Genomic DNA, 21463 nt, shown 5'->3' on the forward strand with positions numbered 1-21463 from the left:
CTGACGCCGCGGCAGCGGGCGCGCTAACGTTCCGTCCCGTGTACGTGGTGATCATGGGGTGCGGGCGGGTCGGGTCGGCGCTGGTCGCCGGGCTGGAGCGGCTCGGCCACGAGGTGGCGGTCGTGGACCGCAACCCGCAGGCCTTCCGCAGGCTCGGCCCGGAGTTCCGCGGCCGGCAGGTGATCGGCGAGGGCTTCCACCGCGAGGTGCTGGTCGAGGCGGGGGTGGAGCGCGCGAGCGCGTTCGCCGCGGTCTCCAGCGGCGACAACTCCAACATCATCGCCGCGCGGGTCGCCAGGGAGAGCTTCGGCGTCGAGCGGGTCGTCGCCCGCATCTACGACGAGAAGCGCGCCGCGGTCTACGAGCGGCTCGGCATCCCGACCGTCGCCACCGTGCCCTGGAGCACCGACCGGCTGATGCGGATGATCCTGCCCGACGGGGTGGCGTCGGCCTGGCGGGAGCCCTCGGGCACCGTCGCGATCCTGCCGCTGCCCGTCCACGAGGACTGGGTCGGGCACCCGGTGGCCGAGCTGGAACGCGCCACCGGCTCCCGGGTGGCCTTCGTCGTCCGGTTCGGCACCGGCGTGCTGCCCAAGCCGGACACCGTCGTGCAGGCCGAGGACACGGTCTACGTCGCCGCCGTCTCCGGCACCGTCAGCGACGTCACCGCCGCGGCCGCCGCTCCCCCGCAGGAAGGCTGAGCCCATGCGCGTCGCGATCGCCGGAGCGGGTGCCGTCGGGCGCTCGATCGCCCTCGAGCTGCTCGACAACGACCACCAGGTCATGTTGATCGAGCGCGAGCTGGCCAACATCGCGCCCGAGACCGTCGAGGCGGCGGAGTGGGTGCACGCCGACGCCTGCGAGCTGTCCACGCTGGAGGACGCCGACATCGAGAGCTGCGACGTCGTCATCGCGGCGACCGGTGACGACAAGGTCAACCTCGTGGTGTCGCTGCTGGCCAAGACCGAGTTCGCCGTCCGCCGCGTCGTCGCCCGGGTCAACGACCCCCGCAACGAGTGGCTCTTCGGCGACAACTGGGGCGTCGACGTCGCGGTGTCCACCCCGCGCCTGCTCGCCGCGCTCGTCGAGGAGGCGGTGGCGGTCGGCGACCTGGTCCGGCTGCTGACCTTCCGCCAGGGCCAGGCCAACCTCGTCGAGGTCACCCTGCCCGCCGACACCCCCCTGGCCGGGCGCCCGGTCCGCTCGGTGAAGCTGCCCGTCGACTCCGCGCTGGTGGTGATCCTGCGCGGCGGCCGGGTGATCGTCCCCCAGGGCGACGACGCGCTGGAGCCCGGCGACGAGCTGCTGTTCGTCGCCACCACCGCGGTCGAGGAGGACATCCGCGCCGCGCTGCTGCACTGACCGCCCCCCGGCGGCGCCGGTTCACCCCCGGTGGTGCGCCAGCTCGGCGTGGTGCGCGGCCCCCAGCTCCCCGGCCGGGCTGACGTGCACCGACGCCGCCGTCAGGCGCGGCACGTCGTGCAGCAGCCGGTGCTGGGCGCGCACGGCCAGCGCGTGGGCGTCGACGACCGACAGACCGGGGTCGACGGCCACCGACGTCTCCGCCCGCAGCCGGTGCCCGATCCAGCGCAGCCGCAGCGACTCGACGTCGAGCACACCGGGGACCTCGCGCAGCGCCGCCTCGGCCGCGTCGACCAGCTCGGGCTCGACGGCGTCCATCAGGCGCCGGTAGATGTCGCGGGCGGCGCCGCGCAGGACCACCAGGATCGCCACGGTGATCAGCAGCCCGACGATCGGGTCGGCCAGCGGGAACCCGGCCAGCACGCCCAGCGCCCCGGCCACCACCGCGAGCGAGGTGAAGCCGTCGGTGCGGGCGTGCAGGCCGTCGGCGACGAGGGCGGCCGAGCCGATCCGACGCCCGACCCGGATGCGGTAGACGGCGACGAGCTCGTTGCCCGCGAACCCGATGACGCCCGCCGCCAGCACCACGCCCACGTTCTGCAGCGGCTGCGGGTCGAGCAGCCTGCGCACCGACTCGTACCCGGCCACCACGGCGGACAGCGCGATCATGGCGACGATGAACACCCCCGCCAGGTCCTCCGCGCGACCGAAGCCGTAGGTGTAGCGGCGGGTCGCGGCGCGGCGTCCCAGCACGAACGCGATCCACAGCGGCACCGCGGTGAGCGCGTCGGAGAAATTGTGGATCGTGTCGGCCAGCAGGGCGACGGACCCCGACACCGCCACCACCACGGCCTGCGCCAGCGCGGTGACCAGCAGCACGACCAGGCTGATCCACAGCGCGCGGATACCGTCGGCGCTGGCCTCCAGCTCGGCGTCGACGGAGTCGGCCGCGTCGTGGCTGTGCGGCCGGAACACCGACGCGACGGCGGCCCGCACGCCGGTGCGGTGTCCGTGGCCGTGTCCGTGTCCGTGGCCGTGGCCGTGGCCGCTGCGGGAGTCGTTCACGGTTGCAGGATGCCCTGCTCAGGGCCATCATGCAATCATGCGCGCGCACGATGGAGTGGCTGCTGCCAGCACCCTGCACGACGCCGGGGAGAGCGAGCTCGCCGCCGAGGTGCTCGGACACCTGGCCGACCCGACCCGCCTGCACCTGCTGCGGCTGCTGCGCGGCGGCGAGCAGGACGTCTCGACGCTGACCGCCCAGGTCTCGGCGTCGCGGTCGTCGGTCTCGCAGCACCTGGGTCGGCTGCGGCTGGCCGGGCTCGTGCAGGTGCGCCGCGACGGGCGACGAATGCTCTACCGGGTCGGCAGCGACCACCTGCACGCCCTCGTGGCGGAGGCCTACGAGTTCGCCTCCCACGTGGTGCGGTCGATCCCGCACCACGTCGCGGACGAGCGGGGGCCGGGCGGGTGAGCGGTCCGGGTGCCACCTCGCCGCCGCCCTGGTGCGGCACCCGTGGCGATCACCCCGACCGCCGCCGAGCGGCCGTGACTAGGTGGCCGGGGAGTCGGCCGTGCGTTGGGCGCGGCGCACGGCCCAGATGGTGAACAGCAGGGCCAGCCCGGTGAGCGGGTAGCCCATGGCGAGGCGGGCGACGCCGAGCCAGGTCTCCTCGTTGGCGTCGTAGAGCAGCCCCTGCAGGACCACGCGGGAGGCGAACACCAGCGTCCACAGCAGCGTGGCCCAGGTGTAGGCGCGCAGCAGGGCGGGGTTGCGCCGCCAGCCGTGGCCGTCGCCGTTGATGCCGTGCCACACCACCCCGGCCAGCGGCCAGCGCACCAGCACCGACACCAGGAAGGCCAGCCCGAAGGCCGCACTGGCGATCAGCCCGGGCAGGTAGAAGCCGCGCGCCTCCCCGGTGCGGGAGGCGATGAACGCGGCCAGGCCGACGCCGAGCAGCCCGGAGACCGCCGGCTGCAGCGGCTGCTTGCGCACGACGCGCCAGACCGCCACGGCCACCCCGGCGACGAGCGCGGCGATGATCGCCGGCTGCAGGTCGAACAGGATGTTGCTGATGACGAACACGCCGACCGGGATCGTCGAGGCGACGATGCCGGACACCCCGCCCATCTGCTCCAGGAGCGTCGGGAACTGCCGTTCGGGACGCTCCGGCTGCGGGCCTGCGGTCACTGGGCCTGGCAGATCTCGTAGTACGGGTTGTAGAGCACCTTGCGACCGTCGCGGACGGCCAGGCGCCCGCGGACGCGCATCGTGCGCCCGGGCTCGATGCCCGGGATGCGCCGCCTGCCCAGCCAGATCAACGTGACTCCCTCGCTGCCGTCGAACAGCTCCGCCTCCAGGGACGCGGCGGCGTCCTGTGGGCAGAACTCCACGCTGCGCAGCCTACCGAGCACCTCGACCTCGTCGCCGCAGGCACAGTCGGACGCCCGCTGGGCACCGGACCGCTCGGCGTCGGAGGACAGGTCGGCCGCGTCGAGGGTGTCGACGTCACTGGTCAGCCGTTTCAGCATCCGGCGGAACGCCCCACCGTCGGTGGTGCCCATCTGTCCCCCATCACCGTCACTGCCGTGCTCGGCGGTTCCCGTGATCGGGCCCGCCGGCGTTACCGTTACCAGCGTAACTCCCCGGAAACCTGCCTCGATGCCCCCGGACGGGGTCGATCGCGCGCGTCGAGCCGCACGCACCGCACCCAGCGCCGAACGGCCGTCCCGCCCGCCGGACGGTCGCCCGGTGGCGGCGGTCGTGCTGCCCGGTTCCGGCTCCGACGAGGTGTTCGTCCGCGCCGCGTTCGCGGCGCCGCTGCGGGCCGCGGGGATCGCGCTGGTGGCGCCGGTCCCGCGACGCGGCGCGGGCGTCGTCGCCGGGTACCGCGCGGCCCTGGACGCCGCGGCCGACGGGGCGGACGGCCCGCTGCTGGTGGGTGGCGTGTCGCTCGGGGCGCAGGTGGCTCTCCGCTGGGCGGCCGGGCCGGGGGCCGGGCGGGTGGCGGGCCTGCTGCTGGCCCTGCCCGCGTGGAGCGGCGACCCGGCGGGGGCGCCCGCCGCACTGGCCGCGCGGCTCACCGCCGCCCAGGTGCGCGAGGGCGGGCTCGGTCGCGCGGTGGCGGCCGCCAGGGCCGGGGCCCCGGCGTGGCTGGCCGACGAGCTCGCCCGCGCCTGGGCCGGGCACGGTCCCGGTCTCGCCGACGCCCTCGACGCGGCGGCCACCGAGCCCGGCCCTTCCGACGGGGAGCTGGCCGGGCTCGACGTCCCGGCCGGCGTGGTCGGGCTCGTCGACGATCCGGTGCACCCGCTCGCGCAGGCCCGGCGGTGGGCGCGGCTGCTCCCGCGGGCCGTGCTGGTCACCTCGACCCTCGACGCCGTCGGCGCCGACCCCCGGGTGCTGGGTGCGGCCGCGGTGCGCGGCTGGGACCGGGCCCGCTGACGGGTGGGGTCAGGACGGGCGGTGGTGTCGCCCGTGCCGCGGGCCGGGGCCGGCGTCGGGTTCGGGTTCGGCGAGGAACGCCAGCGCCGGGGCCGAGCCGTCGCGCGAGCTCCGCGTCCTGGCCGGGGCCCAGTCCGGGTCGGGCGGCACGTCGACGCTGCGGCGGCGGCGCGGCGGCGACCCGACCGCCGGGAGCGGGTCGGTGACGGGGTCGCCCGCGAGAGACCCGTCACCGGTCCACGCCCCGGGGACGACCGGCCCGTGGACGTCGGCGGGATCGGGGGCCCGCCTGCGGCCCGCCCGCTCCGGCGACATGTCCGGCGCGGTGGTGCGGGCCGCGCGCCCGGCGGCCCCGGCGGCGGCGGCCGACCAGCCGGCCCCGGGCCAACCGGTCGCCGACCAGCCCGGCGGGTCGGCGGGGAGGGCCTCGGCCGGGGGCGCCGCGGCGGGTACGGACGCGGACCGGTCCTCGGCCCGACGGCGCCCCGAGCGCCGCGGGCGGTCCTCGTCCTCGTGCCGGGAGTGGCGGCGGCCCGGCCGGTCCCGGACCAGCGCGGCGAGGTCGAGGGTGGGCTCCCCGGTCGGCCCGGGCCCGTCGGCGCGCCGACGGCGCCCGGCCCGCGGTGCGGGGTCCGGGGGCGTGTGCCGGGGGTCGGGCCCGTCGGGCCCGTCGGGAGCGCCGTGCCGGCCGCGGCGGGGCACGGGTTCGCCGGCCGGCACCGCGGGCCACCACTGCGTGGCGTCGGCGTCGGCGGGGCGGTGCGGGTCCTCGACGCGGGACAGGCCGTGGTTCGGGGCCCCGTACCCGTCGTCGGGCGGCGCGTCGGCGCGGCGGACCTGCGCGTCGAGCTCGTCGTGCAACGGGGTGGCGGCGGAGCCCGCCACCCGCTCGGCGTCGCCCGGCCGGGGTGCGGGCTCCGTGGGCGCAGGCCACCACTCGGTCGGGGCCCCGTCGGTGTGGGGATCGGTGGCCGGGTCGGGGCCGAGCTCGGTGGCGTCGAACTCGCCCGGCGGTGTGGCCCACAGCGGCGTGTGCGTCTCGGCGGGGCGGTCGCGGTGGGCGACCGGCCGGGCCTGTGGGGGGTCGACGGGAGCGGGCGGGTCGGGCACCGGCGGCGGGGTGACCGGCGGCCGCGGCACGGCGTGCGGGGCGGACGCGGTGGCGGCCGGGCGGGCGACCAGCGGCCGGATCACCGTCGGCGCGTCGATCCGGCGGGGTACCACCGGGTCGGGGGTGTGGACCGGGACTGGGCCCTGGCCGGGCCGTCCGGCCGCCCGCACCGGCGGCTGCGCGGCCGGCGGGGCCGCGGGCGCGCGGCCCGGCGCCGGCCACCCCGTCGGCGGCTGCCCCGTCGGCGGCTGCCCGGTCGGCGGCTGCCCGGTCGGGGGCTGCCCGGTCGGCGGCTGCCCGGTCGGGGGACGGCCCGTCGAGGGCCCGAACGGCGACCGGTCCGACCGGGACCGGTCCGACTGCGACCGGGCCGCCTGCGGCGGGATCGCGGGCGCCGGGGGGCGGAGCGGGGCGGGCGCGCCGTCCGCCGCCGGGTCGTCGACGGCGTCGGCCCCGGCGAGCTCGTCGGGCACCGTGAGCGGCAGCACGGTCCGGACCGGGAACGGCGACCGGCCGCGGTCGACGACGGTGCCCTTGAGCATCCGTCGCAGCGCGGCGTCGAGGTCGACGGCGTGCCGCTCGGGACCGGTCGCGACGCCGTAGAGCATCCAGCGGGCCCCGTCGACCCCGACGAACACCGACAGCGCGGCCCCGGTGCGGGCGTGCAGCTCCCGGCCCCAGTCGCCCTGTAACGACCGGACGCGCGCACCGCCCTCGCGCAGCGAGCTGTCGATCTCGGCGACCAGCTCCGCCCACAGTCCCGAGGATTTCGGCGCCGCGAGCGCGCTCACCGACAGCCGCCCGCCGGGCAGCGTCACGTGCACGGCCTGCAGCCGGCCGTTGGCCGTCGGCTCGACGGTGACGGTGCCCTCGGGCGGGACGGGGATCCGGATCGAGCCGAAGTCGAGCAGGCCGGCCGGGGTGGAGTCGGCGTCGAGGTCCTCGGCGTCGAAGGGGCCGAAGTCGCGCTGCGCGGCGAACCGGCGCCGGATGGCGGCGGTGCCGAAGGTCCCGGTCGACGTGGCGCGGCGCCCGACCCGGCCGGGGGCGTCGGCGGTCACCGGGACACCCCGCCGTCCGGCACCGCCCCGTCCGGCACCGCCCCGTCCGGCACCGCACCGTCCGGCACCGCACCGTCCAGCACCGCGTGGCCGCCCGTCGACCCGTGCCCACCCGCACCGCGCTCGGAGACCGGCAGTACGTCGACCTCGACGAACCTCACCTGCTCCACCCGCTGCACGACGAGCTGGGCGATCCGGTCGCCGCGGGCCAACCGCAGCTCCTCCTGTCCGAGGTTGACCAGGCACACCCGGATCTCCCCGCGGTACCCGGAGTCGACGGTGCCGGGGGCGTTGACGATCGACAGCCCGGTCCGCGCGGCGAGGCCGGACCGGGGGTGCACGAACCCGGCGTACCCGGGCGGCAGCGCCACCGCGACGCCGGTGCCCACCAGCTCGCGCCGTCCCGGGGCGAGCACGACGTCGGCGGTGCAGCTCAGGTCGACCCCCGCGTCGTCGGGACGGGCGCGGGCGGGCAGCGGGAGGGCGGGGTCGAGCCGCACGATCCGGACGTCGAGCGGGCCGCCGGGGGACGCACCGGGGCCGCGCTCGTCGACCGGCAAGCCACCCGGGACGGCGGGTGGTGCGGTGGACGGCGCGTGCTGGGGAGCATCGACGGGGCCGGACACGACGGGCGACGCTACCCTCAGGAATCGTGGACGAGCACCCGACGACGACCGAACCTGCGACGTCCGGCCCCTCCGGGTTCGACGAGCGGTTGTCCGTGCCGTGGTGGTGGTACCTGCCGGCCGTCGGCGTGGCGGTGCTGCTCGGCGCGGAGGTCCACATGGGCTATCCGGGCATCCGGGCCTGGATCGGCTACGCGGTGCTGGTCCCCGTCGCGGTGGCCGTGCTGGTCTGGCTGGGCCGCGTGCGGGTGCAGGTCCGTGACGGCGCGCTGCGCGCCGGGGACGCCGCGCTCCCGCTCGCCCACGTGGGCCGCGTCGAGGTCATCCGCGACCGCGACGCCAAGCAGGTGGCGCTGGGGCCCGACCTGGACCCGACCGCGCACCTGGTGCACCGGGCGTGGGTACGGCCGGTGGTGCGGGTGGAGGTCACCGACCCCGACGCCGCCGAGCCGTACTGGGTGGTCAGCGTCCGCGACGCCGAGGCGCTGGTGGCCGCGCTGGGGCGCTGACCCCCGGACGCGCGGACGCCCCGGAACCTCGCCGGGTCCGGGGCGTCGAACGGTCGGGTCGTCAGGCGGCCCTGGGCGTCAGGCGGCCCTGGGCGTCAAGCGGCCCTGGGGCGTCAGGCGGCGCAGTCCCGGCAGACGAACTGCGGGCTGCTCTCGGCCAGCCGGCTGCGGTGGTGCACCAGGAAGCAGCTCGAGCAGGTGAACTCGTCGGCCTGCTTGGGCAGCACCTTGACGGTGAGCTCCTCGCCGGACAGGTCGGCGCCCGGGAGCTCGAAGCTCTCGGCCGTGTCGGTCTCGTCGACGTCGACCACGGACGACTGCGCCTCGTTGCGACGGGCCTTGAGCTCGTCGAGCGAGTCCTCGGCCATGTCGTCGGTCTCGTTGCGCCGTGGAGCGTCGTAGTCGGTTGCCATGGTCCCACCCTCTGTGAACAGCAGTTCTTCGTCGTCGTGCCGCTGGACAACGTCACAGCGGCGGCGTTTGTGCCCGGCCCCGGGAGTGACGCGCGTCTCACTCGCTCGGGGACGATCCGTCTGCCCCGGGGCGCGAAGGGTAGCCCATGCGTCAACCCCCTGCGTCCGCCGGTGACCAGAGCCTCGGCGCGACCGGCCGGGGCCGGGCCCGCGGGCTAGGGTCCCTGTTCGTGACCGAGCCTGCCGCCTCCGGACCCGACCCCCACGGCCCCGTCCCCGGCGCCGATCCCGGCACCGTCGGGCCCTGGCTCGCCGAGCGGCTCGGCGACCCGCGCTGGAAGGACTGCGCGCTGTCCCCGATCGGCGCCGGGCGCTCGAACCTCACCTACCGGGTCACGAGCCCGGCGGGTGCGGTGGTGCTGCGCAGGCCCCCGGTCGGTGAGGTGGCGGCCACCGCGCACGACATGGGACGCGAGCGGCGCGTCATCTCCGGGCTGGCGGGCACGCCGGTGCCGGTGCCGCGGGTGCTCGCGTGGTCGGAGTCCGGTCCGCCGGTCGACGCCCCCTGCTTCGTCATGGAGCTCGTCGACGGCGTGGTGCCGCTGGGCGAGCTGCCCGCGGGCTGGGCGGAGAGCGAGGCCGACCGGGGCCGGGCCGGGCAGGCGCTGGTCGACGTACTGGTGGCGCTGCACGCCGTCGACCCCGACGCGGTGGGACTGGGCGACTTCGGGCGCCCCGAGGGGTTCATGGCCCGCCAGGTCCGGCGCTGGGGCACGCAGTGGGACGCCGCGCGCGAGTCGGGTGGCGCGGTCGAGCAGAGCACCGCCGACGCGCTGACCGGGCTGGCCGAGCGCCTCGCCGCCTCGGTGCCCACCACCCAGCGGCACACGATCGTCCACGGCGACTACCGCATCGACAACTGCCTGTTCGACGCCACCGACCCCGGCCGCATCCGCGCGGTGCTCGACTGGGAGCTCTCCACCCTCGGCGACCCGCTCGCCGATCTGGGCCTGTTGCTCGTCTACTGGCACGAGGCGGACGACGGCGCGCTGTGGCGGGGCGCGCAGCACCTGTCCAGCCCGACCCGGCTGCCCGGCTTCCCGACGCGGGCACAGGTCGCCGCCGCCTACGCCGCGGGCTCGGGCCTCGACCTGGAGCCGCTGCCCTGGTACGTCGCGTTCGGCACGTTCAAGCTCGCCGTCGTCCTGGCCGGGATCCTGGCCAGGGTGCACGCCGGGATGGTGCCCGCGTCGATGGCCGACGGGCTCGACGGTGCGGTCGACCCGCTCGTCGCGCTGGGCGAGCACGTCCTCGCCCACGGGCTCGGGGCCGGCGACCGGTGACCGCGGTCCCCTACCGCCGCAGGCGGCGCACCCCGATCGTCGCGGTGGTGTCGGTGCTCGCCGTGATCGCCGCCGTCACCTGGACCGTGGTGCTCGTCGGCGCGTCCGGGCCGGGCGGCCCGCAGTCCTGCCCCACGCCCGCCGCGGGCCCCGCCCCCGGCGCCACCCTGGAGCCGGGGGCGCTCGACGGCGTGGTCCCGGCCCCGCCCGCCGCCGTCCCGGTGCGCGTGCTCAACGCCGGAGGGCAGCGCGGGCAGGCCAACCTGGTGGCCGCCCAGCTCGGCGACCTGGGCTTCGGCTCCGCGGGCGCGCCGGACAACGATCCGTTCTACCCCGACGGCGACATGGAGTGCGTCGGGCAGATCCGCTTCGGCGCGGCCGGCGAGGCCGCCGCGAGCACGCTGACGCTGGTCCTGCCGTGCGCGGAGCTGGTGCGCGACGACCGGCCCGACGCCGGCGTCGACGTCTCGGTGGGCACGGGCTTCGGCGACGTCGACCCGCCCCGGCCGGTCCGCGACGTCCTCGAGACCCTCGGCGCCCCCTCCCCCGCCGACGACGGCGAGGACGCCGCCCCGGAGCCGCCGGATCCCGCGGCGCTCGCGCAGGCGCGCGACGCGATCCCCTGCTGACCCGGGCCCGGCTCAGACCTGCGTGGCGCCGGCCCGCCGGATCCGCTCGGCCAGCTCCGCGGCGATGCCCGGGGTGACGGCGAGCAGCGCGTCGGCGCCCAGCCCGTCCTCGGCGGGGGCGAGGCCCGCGACCCCGGGCGTGCGCACCACCGCCCCGGCCTCGCGGGCGACGAGCGCGGCCGCCGCCCAGTCCCACCAGCTGCAGCCGTGCTCGAGGTAGGCGTCGGTCCACCCGGCCGCGACCGCGCAGAGGTCGAGCGCGGCCGATCCGGTGCGGCGGACGTCGCGGACCTGCGGGAGCAGCTCGGCGACCAGCGCGGCCTGCCGGGCGCGGCGCCGCACGTCGTAGGCGAAGCCGGTGCCCAGCAGCGACAACGACAGCTCGGACGCGCCCGAGACCCTGAGCGGACGCCCGTCGCAGGTGGCGCCGTGCCCCAGCGCGGCACTCCACACCCGACCGGACCCGGGTTCCACCACCGCGCCGGCCAGCGACTCCCCACCGCGGGTCGCGGCCACCGAGATGGCGTACCAGGGCAGGCCGTAGAGGAAGTTGACGGTGCCGTCGATCGGGTCGACGACCCACACCACGCGGTCGGGGTCGACGCCCGCGCTGCCGCCGTGCTCCTCCCCCACCACCGGGTCCCCGGCGCGCAGCTGGGCGAGGCGCCCCCGGACCAGCGTCTCCACGGCCGTGTCCGAGGCCGTCACGACGTCGGTCGGGGTGCTCTTGGTGGCCACCGACCCGTCGGCCGCCCCGCTGTCCCACGGCCGCGGAAGGCCCCGCAGGTGCTCGGCCGCCTCGGTGGCGACCTGCACCGCGACCTGGCGCAACACCTCCGGATCGACGGCGGGCGGGGGGCTGTCGGACCGGGTGCTCACCCCCACATCCGATCACACCCGGAGCCCCCGGACACGCCTACGGGACGCGAGGCGACGGCGCCCGGGGCGCACGCAGTTACAATGGCTCCGCACCCCATCGCACGCCGACCGCCTCGCCCCTCGCCGGGCGGCCTCCGCCGCAGGGATGCGACCACACAGATCTCGTCAGGCAGCCGGTACGTCTCCAACTCCGGCTCACCACAGAGCGCACCGCAGTGAGAGGGCCTAGGTGGCAGCCGCAGATTCCGCAACCCGTACCGAGCCGACGGCCGACCAGGCCACGGCTCCCGCCCCGGCACGCCGGGCGTCCCGGGCGAAGACCGCACCCGCGGCGAAGGCCGCGCCCAAGCCGCGGGCCCGTGCCGGCGCCAAGGCGGCCTCCGCCAAGAAGAACGACGAGGCCGTCGATCTCGACGGCCCCGACACCGGCTCCCCCGAGCTCGACGGGTCCCCCGAGGGCGCCGACCTCGAGGAGGTCGAGGTCGACCTCGACGACGCCGACCTCGCGCCCGAGGCGCCCGCCAAGGGCGTCCAGGTGCCCGGCAAGGCCACCGACGAGGACGACGACGAGGAGGACGACGACGAGGACGAGCCGGCCAACACCGGCGCCAACCGTCGCGGTCCCCGCGAGCGCTCCTCCACCCCCACCAAGTCCTCGGACTTCGTGTGGGACGAGGAGGAGTCCGAGGCCCTGCGCCAGGCGCGCAAGGACGCCGAGCTCACCGCATCGGCCGACTCGGTCCGCGCGTACCTCAAGCAGATCGGCAAGGTCGCGCTGCTCAACGCGGAGGAGGAGGTCGAGCTCGCCAAGCGCATCGAGGCCGGCCTCTACGCCGCCGAGCGGCTGCGCCGCGCGATCGACGCCGGCGAGAAGGTCTCCCCGCAGCTGCGGCGTGACCTGCGCTGGATCGTCCGCGACGGCGAGCGTGCCAAGAACCACCTGCTGGAGGCCAACCTCCGCCTCGTGGTCTCCCTCGCCAAGCGCTACACCGGCCGCGGCATGGCCTTCCTGGACCTCATCCAGGAGGGCAACCTGGGCCTGATCCGCGCGGTCGAGAAGTTCGACTACACCAAGGGCTACAAGTTCTCGACCTACGCGACGTGGTGGATCCGCCAGGCCATCACCCGCGCCATGGCCGACCAGGCCCGCACTATCCGTATCCCGGTGCACATGGTCGAGGTCATCAACAAGCTCGGCCGCATACAGCGCGAACTCCTCCAGGACCTGGGCCGCGAGCCCACGCCCGAGGAGCTCGCCAAGGAAATGGACATCACCCCGGAGAAGGTGCTGGAGATCCAGCAGTACGCCCGGGAGCCCATCTCGCTCGACCAGACCATCGGCGACGAGGGCGACAGCCAGCTCGGTGACTTCATCGAGGACTCCGAGGCGGTCGTCGCGGTCGACGCGGTGTCCTTCACGCTGCTGCAGGACCAGCTCCAGTCGGTGCTGGCCACCCTGAGCGAGCGCGAGGCGGGCGTGGTGCGGCTGCGGTTCGGCCTCACCGACGGCCAGCCCCGCACCCTCGACGAGATCGGCCAGGTCTACGGGGTCACGCGCGAGCGGATCCGGCAGATCGAGTCGAAGACGATGTCGAAGCTGCGCCACCCGAGCCGGTCCCAGGTACTGCGCGACTACCTGGACTGAGCCCCGGCCCGTCCCGACGGCCCCCGAGCCCACCGGCCCGGGGGCCGTCGCGCGTCGGCACCACCCGGGCGGACGCCACCGTCAGCGGCAGTGGTCCTCGTGGTCGGTGTGGTCGTCCTGCTCGATCTGCAGGGTGCTGTGGGCGAGGCCGAAACGCTCGCGCAAGGCCGCACCCGCGGCGTCGAGCACCGACGCCTCGCCGCAGCCCACGTGCGTGGCCTCGTCGACGACCAGGTGCGCCGACACCGTCGGGCGCCGGTCGTTGATCGACCACAGGTGCAGGTCGTGCACGTCGAGCACCCCCGGGACGGCGAGCAGCGCGTCGCGGACGTCGGCGGTGTCGATCCCCCGCGGCGCCCCCTCCAGCAGGACGTGGCCCACCTCCCGCAGCAGCGCGACCGTGCGCGGCAGGATCAGCGCCACGATGAACAGCGAGGCCACGGTGTCGGCGTAGGGCCAGCCCGTGAACAGCAGCACCAGCGCCGCCGCGAGCACACCGACCGAGCCCAGCGCGTCGCCCAGCACGTGCAGCATCGCTCCGCGCATGTTCATGTTCCGGCGGTCGCCCCCGGCCAGCACGGCCAGCGAGACGAGGTTCCCGACGAGCCCGAGCAGGCCCACCACCAGCAGCGGCAGCCCGGGCACCTCGGCGGGCTCGATCAACCGCCCGACGCCCTCCACCGCCACCCAGACCACGACGGCCACCAGCGTGATCGCGTTGACGCCGGCCACGAGCACCTCGACGCGCCCCAGCCCGAAGGTGCGGCGGGCGTCGGCGGGCCGCTGGGCCAGCACCGACGCGACGAACGCCGCCGCGAGCGCGGCGGCGTCGGTGAGCAGGTGGCCGAGGTCGGCGAGCAGGGCGAGGGAGCCGGTGAGCACGGCCCCGACCGCCCCGACCACGGCGGTGCCCAGCGTGACGGCCAGCGCGATCGCCAGCCGGCGGCGGTCGGTGTCGGCGGAATGGCCGTGACCGTGACCGTGACCGGGGCCAGGGCCGTGATCACGGCCGGGACCGGGGCGCGCGCCGGCGTCGAGAACCATGCGCCGTACCCTACTCATGCGCATTCGTGCATGTCGACATGGGACGGGACCTCCACCCGGACGGGGTTGCGCCGTAGATCAGGGTAGGCTAACTTCAGCTCGTTGCTTCGTGGTGGGAGCAGCGCGTCAGTTCGGGACACGCGGGGCCCGGCCGTTTGCGGCCGGGCCCCGCGGTCCGTCCGGACCACGCCGGTACCGCCGGTCCGCCGCACCCTCGACCGCCACCCGGCCGCCCACCGTTTATCGTGGAGAGGCACCCCGCCGGGAGGCACGATGGAGTCGGAGCCGGAGCTCGTCGCCCCGTACCTGCGGCCCGCCCGCACCTTCGACGCGGCCTGCGCCACGGTCGTCGAGTACCTGTCCCGGGCCGTGCCGATGGGCATGTGGGCCGTCACGCGCATCGTCGACGGCCGGCAGATCCTGCTCGCCGTCGACGCGCCCGCCTACGGACTGCCGGCGGGCACCGAGCTGCCCTACGCGACCTCGATGTGCCGGACCATGGTGTCCGGCGGGACGCCGCGGATCGCCCCCGACGTGCAGCGGGTTCCCGAGTACGCCGCCGCGGCCGCCGCGGCCGCGCCGTTCGTCGTCAACGCCTACCTGGGGACGCCGATCGTCCGGCCCGACGGGGCCCTGTTCGGCACCGTCTGCGGCTTCGACCCGCAGCGCGGGCCGGACTCGCTGCACGCGCACCGGCCGCTGCTCGACCTGCTCTCCAGCATGCTGTCGGCCGTCCTGGAGGCCGACACGCAGGCCACCGCGGCGGCCAGGGAGCTGGAGCTGGCGCGCCGCGAGGCCGACACCGACGCGCTGACCGGGCTGCTCAACCGGCGGGGGTGGGACCGCTTCCTGCGCGTGGAGGAGCAGCGCTTCCGCCGTTTCGGCGACCCGGCCTGCGTGGTGGTGATGGACCTCGACCACCTCAAGACCGTCAACGACACCCGCGGCCACGACGCGGGCGACGACTACATCCGCCGGGCCGCCACCGCCCTGTCGGGGTGCCTGCGCGGTGGCGACGTGCTGGCCCGGCTCGGCGGCGACGAGTTCGGGATGCTCGCCGTCGGCGCCACCCCGGAGCAGACGGCCCGGCTGGTGGGCCGGATGGAGCGCGCGCTCGCCGCCGCGGGGGTGTCGGGCTCGTTCGGGCACGCGCCCTACAGCGTCGTCGCGGGCTTCCCCGGGGCCTGGCAGGCCGCCGACGAGGCGATGTACGAGCAGAAGCGCCGCCGGCGCGCCCGCCTGACGACGGCGAACGGCCCTCCCGCCCACTCGTGATGGGCAGGGAGGGCCGTTCGTCCCCCCGATCGGGGTGCCTAGTGCGCCACCGACTTCTCGACGCCCACCCCGGTGAGGGAGCGGACCGACATCTCGGCGACCTTGTCGGCGTTCGGGACGTCCTTGCTCAGGACCGTGCCGATGTAGCCGAGCAGGAACGACAGCGGGATCGAGACGATGCCCGGGTTGTCGAGCGGGAACCAGCTGAAGTCGACGCCCTGCAGCATCGACGCGCTCTTGCCGGTGGCCGGGTTGACCGGCTTGCCCGACACGACCGGCGAGAAGACGATCAGCAGCACCGTCGTGCCGAGGCCGCCGTAGATGCTCCACAGCGCGCCGGTGGTGTTGAACCGCTTCCAGAACAGCGAGTACAGGATCGTCGGCAGGTTCGCCGAGGCGGCGACGGCGAAGGCCAGCGCCACCAGGAAGGCGATGTTCTGGCCGTTGGCCAGGATGCCGCCGGCGATCGCGACGACGCCGATGACGATCGCGGTGATGCGGGCGATCTTCACCTCCTCGTCCGGGTCGGTCAGCTCGCCCTTCTTGATCACGTTGGCGTAGATGTCGTGGGCGAACGACGCCGACGCGGTGATCGTCAGGCCGGCCACGACCGCCAGGATCGTGGCGAACGCGACCGCGGCGATGATGCCCAGCAGCACCGTGCCGCCCAGCTCGTAGGCCAGCAGCGGGGCCGCCGAGTTGGCGCCACCCGGCGCCGCCCGGATCTCGTCGGGCCCGACCATCGCGCCCGCCCCGTAGCCCAGGACCAGCGTGAACACGTAGAACAGGCCGATCAGCCAGATCGCCCAGACCACCGAGCGGCGGGCCTCCTTGGCCGTGGGCACGGTGTAGAAGCGCATCAGGATGTGCGGCAGGCCCGCGGTACCGAGCACGAGCGCGAGACCCAGGGACAGGAAGTCGAGCTGGGTGATCGCGGTGGCGCCGTACTGCTTGCCCGGGTTGAGCAGCGCCTCACCGGTCTCGCCGCCCGCGCGGACGGCGTCGGCCAGCACCGCGGAGAAGTTGAAGCCGTAGAGGGCGAGGACCCAGATCGTCATGACGCCGGCGCCGGCGATCAGCAGGACGGCCTTGATGATCTGCACCCAGGTCGTGCCGCGCATGCCGCCGATGAGCACGTAGGCGATCATGACCGCACCGACGATGGCGATGACGACCGACTGGCCGAACCCGTCGGTGATGTTGAGCAGCAGCGCGACGAGGCCACCGGCACCCGCCATCTGGGCGAGCAGGTAGAAGAAGGACACCGCGAGCGTCGAGGTGGCCGCGGCGGCGCGGACGGGCCGATGCCGCATCCGGAACGCCAGGACGTCGCCCATCGTGTACTTGCCGGTGTTGCGCAGCAGCTCGGCCACCAGCAGCAGCGCGACGAGCCAGGCCACCAGGAAGCCGATGGAGTACAGGAAGCCGTCGTAGCCGTTGAGCGCGATGGCGCCGGCGATGCCGAGGAACGAGGCGGCGGAGAGGTAGTCGCCGGAGATCGCGACGCCGTTCTGCGGGCCGGAGAAGCCGCCGCCCGCGGTGTAGAAGTCCGAGGCGCTCGACGTGGCGCGGCGGCTCACGTAGATGACGATCCCGAGCGTGATGACGACGAACAGCCCGAAGATCGTGATGTTGAGGATCGGGTCGCTGCCCTCGACCCCGCCCTGGGCCAGCACGGTGGTGATCACTTGTCGACCCCCTGGATCTCCTGACGGATCTTGCTCGACAGCGGGTCGAGCCTGCGATCGGCGAACTTCACGTACCAGGCGGTGATCGCGAAGGTGGACACGAACTGCAGCAGGCCCAGCAGCAGCCCGAGGTTGATGTTGCCCAGCACCTTGATCGACATGAAGGGTGCGGCGTACGTCGCGAGCAGCACGTACAGCACGTACCAGCCCAGGAACAGGCCGGTCACCGGGAAGACGAAACTGCGCAGCCTGCGGCGGAGCTCCTGGAAGTCCGGCTCGACCTCGATGGCCTGCCAGTCCCTGGTCCCCGCCGCCGGAGACGGATCGGTGGTACTCACGGTGCCTCCTCGCACTCGTCCGACCGGATCGGATACACAGCACAACGATCGGGACCCGTGCTCGGAAGTGGCCCTCGACACACAGCCCGCTCACGCGACGAACGGTCGACGAACGGCAACGAGGGCCGTCCAGTGGTCACGCAGTGTCAACCGGGGTATCGATCAGGTGGTCCGATGTGTCTCGTCCAGGTGTAGCCGCAGCATCGCGGCGGCGGCCCAGGCGGGCGGACGGCCCCGCAGCGACACCAGCACCATCGTCGCGAACGCCAGCGGCACCGACCACAGCGCGGGCTGGCCGAGCAGGATCGAGGCCAGGCCGTCGGGGGAACCGAGCGTCAGGTCGACACCGATCACGCCCGCGGAGGCCAGCAACCCCACGATCATCCCGACGGCGGCGCCACGCGCGGTGAGCCCCGCCCACCAGATGCCGAGCACCAGCAGGGGGCAGAACGTCGAGGCCGCGACGGCGAACGCCGAGGTCACGAGCACGCCGACGTCGAGGTGCACGGCCGGCAGGGCGAGGGCGACGACGAGCGCGGCCGCGCCGAGCGACGTCAGCCGCAGCCGGCGCAGGGTGGTGCCCGGCAGCAGGTCGTGCGAGACCGCCCCGGACAGCGCGAGCAGCAGGCCCAGCGAGGTCGCGAGGAACGCGGCGAAGGCACCCGCGGTGAGCAGGGCGGTGAACAGCGTGCCGGTGATCCCCCCGTCGACCCGGGCGGGCAGCGACACGACCACGGTGTCGGTGCCGCCGGACAGGTACAGCTCGGGGAGCAGGACCGCCCCGAGCACCCCGTAGACGGCGGGGAACAGGTAGAACGCGCTGAGCAGGGCGACGGTGATGGCCGCGGTGCGGCGGGCGCCGCGCCCGTCGGGACTGGTGTGGAAGCGCACGAGGATGTGCGGCAGGCCCATCGTGCCCAGCACCGTGGCGACCAGGATCGACAGCGTGGCCAGCACCGGGTACCCGGCCCCGCCGGGGTCGAGCAGCGGCCGCGACCAGCCCTCGCCGCCGGGCGGGACGGCGCCCTCGACGTCGGGCACGTCCGAGCCCGGTGCGAAGACCCACCGGCTGCCGCCCTCGACGACGTAGCGGCCGGGTTCGAGCACCTCGGGCGCCCGGTCGTCGACGGCGACGCTGGTGGGCTCGGTGAGGGTGAGCTCGGTGCCGAGCCGGAAGTCGACGGGCGTGCTGCGCTCGAACGTCGTGAACTCCACCGGGGACAGCGCCGCGGCGCGCGTCTCCCCGCTCACGCTGAGCACCAGCCAGATCGCCGGGACGACGAACAGCAGCAGCTTGAGCCCGAACTGGAAGGCCTGCACGTAGGTGGCCGCGCGCATCCCGCCCAGCGCCAGGGTGATCGACACCGCGGCACCGGCGACGACGACCCCGACCCAGTACGGCGTGCCCGCCACGACGGCGAGCACCTGCCCGGCCGCCTTGAACTGGGGCACCAGGTACAGCGTGGCGATCACCAGCACCACGACGGCCGACAGGCGCCGCAGGCCCGCCGAGCCGAGGCGGGCCTCCGCGAAGTCGGGGACGGTCAGCGCGCCGGTGCGCCGCATCGGCGCCGCCACCAGCGCGAGCATCGCGAGGTAGCCCGCGGTGAACCCGACCGGGTACCACAGCGCCCCGATCCCGTCCTTGACGACGAGCCCCGCGACCCCGAGGAACGACGCCGCCGACAGGTACTCCCCCGACACCGCGGCCGCGTTGAGCGCGGGCGAGATCCGGCGCGAGGCGACCAGGAAGTCCGACGTGCTGCGCATCGCGGCGACCCCGCGCGCGCCGATGAGCAGCGTGGCGAGGACGACCAGGACGATCCCGGCGACGATCACGGTCGGGCCGTCACTCCTCGGCCTCCTCCGCCCGCCGCAGCTGCCAGCCGGCCAGCAGGACGAGCACCGCGTAGGGCAGGACCGCGACCGCGAGCCACGAGACGGGCACCCCGAGCAGCCGCACGGCGTCGAGGGCGGGGAAGGCGAACAGCGCCAGCGGCAGCCCGATGATCAGGCCGGCCAGGCCCGCGACGGCGCCCAGCGCGCGGCGCAGCTGCTCGCGGTGCACCCGGCGGGCGCGGTCCATGTCGGCCGGGGCGAGGTGCGGCGGGTCCACCCGCACGCCCGCCCGGCGGCGCGCGATCACCAGGCTGGTCTGCGGGCTGGTGACGGCGACCCGGCGCTGCTTGGTCATCGTCACCGCCCTCCCCGGGGGTCGAAGACGCCGCGGGTGGCCGCCTCGAGCAGCCGCTCGCGCAGCTGCCGGGCGTGCCGGCGGCTGACCGGGACGTCACCGGCGTCGGTGTGGGCGAGCAGCCCCCCGCTGACGTCGCTGCGCAGCTCGCGCACGGCGGGCACGGCGAGCAGGTAGCTGCGGTGCACCCGCACGAACCCGGCGTGCTGCCAGTGCTCCTCCAGCCGTGAGATCGGGATGCGCACGAGGTGCCCGCCGCCGGGGGTGTGCAGCCGCACGTAGTCGCCCTGCGCCTCGACGAACCGCACGTCGTCGCGCCGGACGAACCGCGTGCGCCCGCCCAGCTCGACCGGCACGGCCGCGAGCGCGTCGACCGGTTCGGCGGGCGGGGCCGGCTCGGTGCCGTCGGTGGTGGCGAAGCGGCGCACCCGGTCGAGCGCGGCCGCGAGGCGCTCCGGGCCGACCGGTTTGAGCAGGTAGTCGACCGCGCCGATCCCGTAGGCCGACGCGGCGTGCTCCTCGAAGGCGGTGACGAACACGACCACCGGCGGGTCGGTCATCCGCGCCAGCAGCGACGCCAGCTCCATGCCGTCCATCGCGGGCATCGACACGTCGAGGAACACGACGTCGAACGGGGCCGCCTGGATCTGCCGCAGCGCCTCGACCGGGCCGGGCGCCGTGGACACCGTGCCGACGCCGGGCGACTCCAGCAGCATCCGGCGCAGCTCCTCCAGCGCGGGCGCGACGTCGTCGACGACCAGCACCCGCATCCCCGGCGCAGTCACGTCGCCGCCACGCCCGGCTGGAACCGCGGCACCCGCAGCACCACTCGGGTGCCCGCGCCGTCGGCGGTCTCCACCACCAGGCCGTAACCGGGGCCGAACACGCTGCGCAGCCTGCGGTCGACGTTGACCAGCCCGAGGCTGCCCGGGTTGCCGCGCCCGGCCAGGACGTCGGCGGCATAGGCCGGGTTCATGCCCGCGCCGTCGTCCTCCACGCTGATCACGCACTCGCCCCCCTGCGCCTCCCCGGTGACCTGGACCAGGCCGCCGGGCCCCAGCTCCACCCCGTGCCGCACGGCGTTCTCCACCAGCGGCTGCAGCGCGAGGTAGGGCAGCGCGACCGGCAGGATCTCCGGAGCGATCCGCACCTGCACCCGCAGCCGCTCCCCCAGCACCGCCCGGGCCAGCGCCAGGTAGGCCTCGATCGCGGCGAACTCCCCGGCCACGGTCGTGTAGTCGCCGCTGCGGGCCAGGCTGTGGCGGGTGTAGGCGGCGAAGTCGAGCATGAGCTCGCGGGCGCGCTCCGGGTCGGTCCGGACGAACGAGGCGATCACCGTCAGCGAGTTGTAGACGAAGTGCGGTGAGATCTCCGCGCGCAGCGCCCGCAGCTCCGCGGCCTCGGCGACCCCGGCCGAGGCCTCCAGCCGGCCCCGCTCCAGCGCCTCCCCCACCCACCTCGCCGTCTCGCGCACCTGACCCGCCGACAGCCCGCCCTGGACGACGAGCACCCCGGCCAGCTCGTCGCGGGCGTGCACCGGCTGCGCGACGAGGTCGCCGCGCACCGCCCGCGAGTCGGTGCGCAGCACCCGCTCCACCAGCGCCGCGGCCATCACCGGGTTGTCGGGCCGCCCACCCCACTGCGGCTCGCCGGACAGCCCCGCGAGCCCCACCGAGGCGACGCCGAGCAGCCGGCGCAGGTCGGCCGCCGCACCGGCGGCCCGCGGGCCGCCGAGCCCGTCGCGCAGCTCCACGGCGATCCGCCGGCCCGCCGACAGCGTGGCGACGGCCTCCGGGCCCGGCCGGGTGCGCCGCAGCCAGGACGGCGTCAGCCACGACGGAGGGACCCGCAAGCGGGGGACAGCGAGCATGTCCGCCTCTCCGTCGGGGCCCCAGGACGTG

23 protein-coding genes are annotated in these 21463 nt (G+C 75.6%); 9 read left to right on the plus strand and 14 right to left on the minus strand.

Annotation, left to right across the window (positions count from 1 at the left end):
- The first annotated feature begins 38 nt into the window (after positions 1-38).
- A complete protein-coding gene (locus PHY01_RS02895; RefSeq protein ID WP_141276747.1) occupies positions 39-701 on the plus strand; it encodes a potassium channel family protein in 663 nt (220 codons plus the stop codon).
- Positions 702-705: 4 nt separating this feature from the next.
- A complete protein-coding gene (locus PHY01_RS02900; RefSeq protein ID WP_141276750.1) occupies positions 706-1362 on the plus strand; it encodes a potassium channel family protein in 657 nt (218 codons plus the stop codon).
- 21 nt (positions 1363-1383) lie between these two features.
- On the opposite strand, the gene PHY01_RS02905 is transcribed toward PHY01_RS02900, so the two are convergent.
- Positions 1384-2427: a cation diffusion facilitator family transporter gene (locus PHY01_RS02905; protein WP_141276753.1), complete on the minus strand. Its 1044-nt coding sequence runs from the start codon at positions 2425-2427 to the stop codon at positions 1384-1386.
- A gap of 37 nt (positions 2428-2464) precedes the next feature.
- Here PHY01_RS02905 and PHY01_RS02910 point away from each other — a divergent pair, with 37 nt between their 5' ends.
- The gene (locus tag PHY01_RS02910; RefSeq protein WP_141276756.1) at positions 2465-2836 is read left to right on the plus strand and encodes an ArsR/SmtB family transcription factor; all 372 of its coding nucleotides are present in this window, start codon (positions 2465-2467) and stop codon (positions 2834-2836) included.
- A 78-nt stretch (positions 2837-2914) separates the two neighbouring features.
- Here PHY01_RS02910 and PHY01_RS02915 read toward each other — a convergent pair whose 3' ends face one another.
- A complete protein-coding gene (locus PHY01_RS02915) occupies positions 2915-3553 on the minus strand; it encodes a DUF3159 domain-containing protein (RefSeq protein ID WP_246085658.1) in 639 nt (212 codons plus the stop codon).
- Positions 3550-3927 (minus strand): OB-fold nucleic acid binding domain-containing protein, encoded by a 378-nt coding sequence (locus tag PHY01_RS02920; RefSeq protein ID WP_141276758.1) that lies wholly within the window; start codon positions 3925-3927, stop codon positions 3550-3552. The genes PHY01_RS02915 and PHY01_RS02920 overlap by 4 nt, the downstream gene beginning before the upstream one ends.
- Before the next feature lie 187 nt (positions 3928-4114).
- Between PHY01_RS02920 and PHY01_RS02925 the strand changes: the two genes are divergently transcribed.
- Positions 4115-4807 (plus strand): alpha/beta hydrolase, encoded by a 693-nt coding sequence (locus tag PHY01_RS02925; protein ID WP_141276761.1) that lies wholly within the window; start codon positions 4115-4117, stop codon positions 4805-4807.
- A 9-nt stretch (positions 4808-4816) separates the two neighbouring features.
- Here PHY01_RS02925 and PHY01_RS02930 read toward each other — a convergent pair whose 3' ends face one another.
- The gene (locus PHY01_RS02930) at positions 4817-6979 is read right to left on the minus strand and encodes a DUF3710 domain-containing protein (RefSeq protein ID WP_141276764.1); all 2163 of its coding nucleotides are present in this window, start codon (positions 6977-6979) and stop codon (positions 4817-4819) included.
- Positions 6976-7539 carry a dUTP diphosphatase gene (gene dut / locus PHY01_RS02935; RefSeq protein WP_141277093.1) on the minus strand — a complete coding sequence of 188 codons (564 nt, stop codon included), beginning with the start codon at positions 7537-7539 and terminating at the stop codon, positions 6976-6978. Before dut ends, PHY01_RS02930 begins: the two co-directional genes overlap by 4 nt.
- A gap of 92 nt (positions 7540-7631) precedes the next feature.
- Here dut and PHY01_RS02940 point away from each other — a divergent pair, with 92 nt between their 5' ends.
- Positions 7632-8114: a DUF3093 domain-containing protein gene (locus PHY01_RS02940; RefSeq protein WP_141276767.1), complete on the plus strand. Its 483-nt coding sequence runs from the start codon at positions 7632-7634 to the stop codon at positions 8112-8114.
- Positions 8115-8227: 113 nt separating this feature from the next.
- Here PHY01_RS02940 and PHY01_RS02945 read toward each other — a convergent pair whose 3' ends face one another.
- Positions 8228-8527, minus strand: coding sequence for a DUF4193 domain-containing protein (locus PHY01_RS02945; protein WP_141276770.1), 300 nt, complete (start codon positions 8525-8527; stop codon positions 8228-8230).
- A gap of 230 nt (positions 8528-8757) precedes the next feature.
- Between PHY01_RS02945 and PHY01_RS02950 the strand changes: the two genes are divergently transcribed.
- Together PHY01_RS02950 and cei are read left to right on the plus strand one after the other, a co-directional pair.
- Positions 8758-9870: a phosphotransferase family protein gene (locus tag PHY01_RS02950; RefSeq protein WP_246085659.1), complete on the plus strand. Its 1113-nt coding sequence runs from the start codon at positions 8758-8760 to the stop codon at positions 9868-9870.
- The gene (gene cei / locus PHY01_RS02955) at positions 9867-10499 is read left to right on the plus strand and encodes an envelope integrity protein Cei (protein WP_141276773.1); all 633 of its coding nucleotides are present in this window, start codon (positions 9867-9869) and stop codon (positions 10497-10499) included. The genes PHY01_RS02950 and cei overlap by 4 nt, the downstream gene beginning before the upstream one ends.
- A 12-nt stretch (positions 10500-10511) precedes the next feature.
- On the opposite strand, the gene PHY01_RS02960 is transcribed toward cei, so the two are convergent.
- Positions 10512-11378, minus strand: a complete 867-nt coding sequence (locus PHY01_RS02960; RefSeq protein ID WP_141276775.1) for an inositol monophosphatase family protein — start codon at positions 11376-11378, stop codon at positions 10512-10514.
- 229 nt (positions 11379-11607) lie between these two features.
- Here PHY01_RS02960 and PHY01_RS02965 point away from each other — a divergent pair, with 229 nt between their 5' ends.
- Complete coding sequence (locus tag PHY01_RS02965; protein ID WP_141276777.1) at positions 11608-13023, plus strand: RNA polymerase sigma factor; 1416 nt, start codon at positions 11608-11610, stop codon at positions 13021-13023.
- Between the two features lie 81 nt (positions 13024-13104).
- On the opposite strand, the gene PHY01_RS02970 is transcribed toward PHY01_RS02965, so the two are convergent.
- Positions 13105-14067, minus strand: a complete 963-nt coding sequence (locus PHY01_RS02970) for a cation diffusion facilitator family transporter (RefSeq protein ID WP_141276780.1) — start codon at positions 14065-14067, stop codon at positions 13105-13107.
- 273 nt (positions 14068-14340) lie between these two features.
- Here PHY01_RS02970 and PHY01_RS27875 point away from each other — a divergent pair, with 273 nt between their 5' ends.
- Positions 14341-15342: a sensor domain-containing diguanylate cyclase gene (locus tag PHY01_RS27875; RefSeq protein WP_141276781.1), complete on the plus strand. Its 1002-nt coding sequence runs from the start codon at positions 14341-14343 to the stop codon at positions 15340-15342.
- Positions 15343-15380: 38 nt separating this feature from the next.
- On the opposite strand, the gene PHY01_RS02980 is transcribed toward PHY01_RS27875, so the two are convergent.
- The 6 genes from PHY01_RS02980 to PHY01_RS03005 form a co-directional block, all read right to left on the minus strand.
- Positions 15381-17030, minus strand: a complete 1650-nt coding sequence (locus PHY01_RS02980) for a monocarboxylic acid transporter (protein WP_370467385.1) — start codon at positions 17028-17030, stop codon at positions 15381-15383.
- Positions 17027-17368, minus strand: a complete 342-nt coding sequence (locus PHY01_RS02985; protein ID WP_141276784.1) for a DUF485 domain-containing protein — start codon at positions 17366-17368, stop codon at positions 17027-17029. The genes PHY01_RS02980 and PHY01_RS02985 overlap by 4 nt, the downstream gene beginning before the upstream one ends.
- 162 nt (positions 17369-17530) lie before the next feature.
- Positions 17531-19207, minus strand: a complete 1677-nt coding sequence (locus PHY01_RS02990; protein WP_246085660.1) for a sodium/solute symporter — start codon at positions 19205-19207, stop codon at positions 17531-17533.
- Positions 19208-19217: 10 nt separating this feature from the next.
- Positions 19218-19562, minus strand: coding sequence for a hypothetical protein (locus PHY01_RS02995; protein ID WP_141277096.1), 345 nt, complete (start codon positions 19560-19562; stop codon positions 19218-19220).
- 2 nt (positions 19563-19564) lie between these two features.
- Positions 19565-20332, minus strand: a complete 768-nt coding sequence (locus tag PHY01_RS03000; RefSeq protein ID WP_141277097.1) for a LytR/AlgR family response regulator transcription factor — start codon at positions 20330-20332, stop codon at positions 19565-19567.
- Between the two features lie 11 nt (positions 20333-20343).
- Positions 20344-21432 (minus strand): sensor histidine kinase, encoded by a 1089-nt coding sequence (locus tag PHY01_RS03005; protein ID WP_141276787.1) that lies wholly within the window; start codon positions 21430-21432, stop codon positions 20344-20346.
- Positions 21433-21463 lie beyond the last annotated feature (31 nt).

This window comes from Pseudonocardia hydrocarbonoxydans (assembly GCF_006539565.1).
In the GTDB taxonomy this organism is placed as follows: Bacteria; Actinomycetota; Actinomycetes; order Mycobacteriales; family Pseudonocardiaceae; genus Pseudonocardia; species Pseudonocardia hydrocarbonoxydans.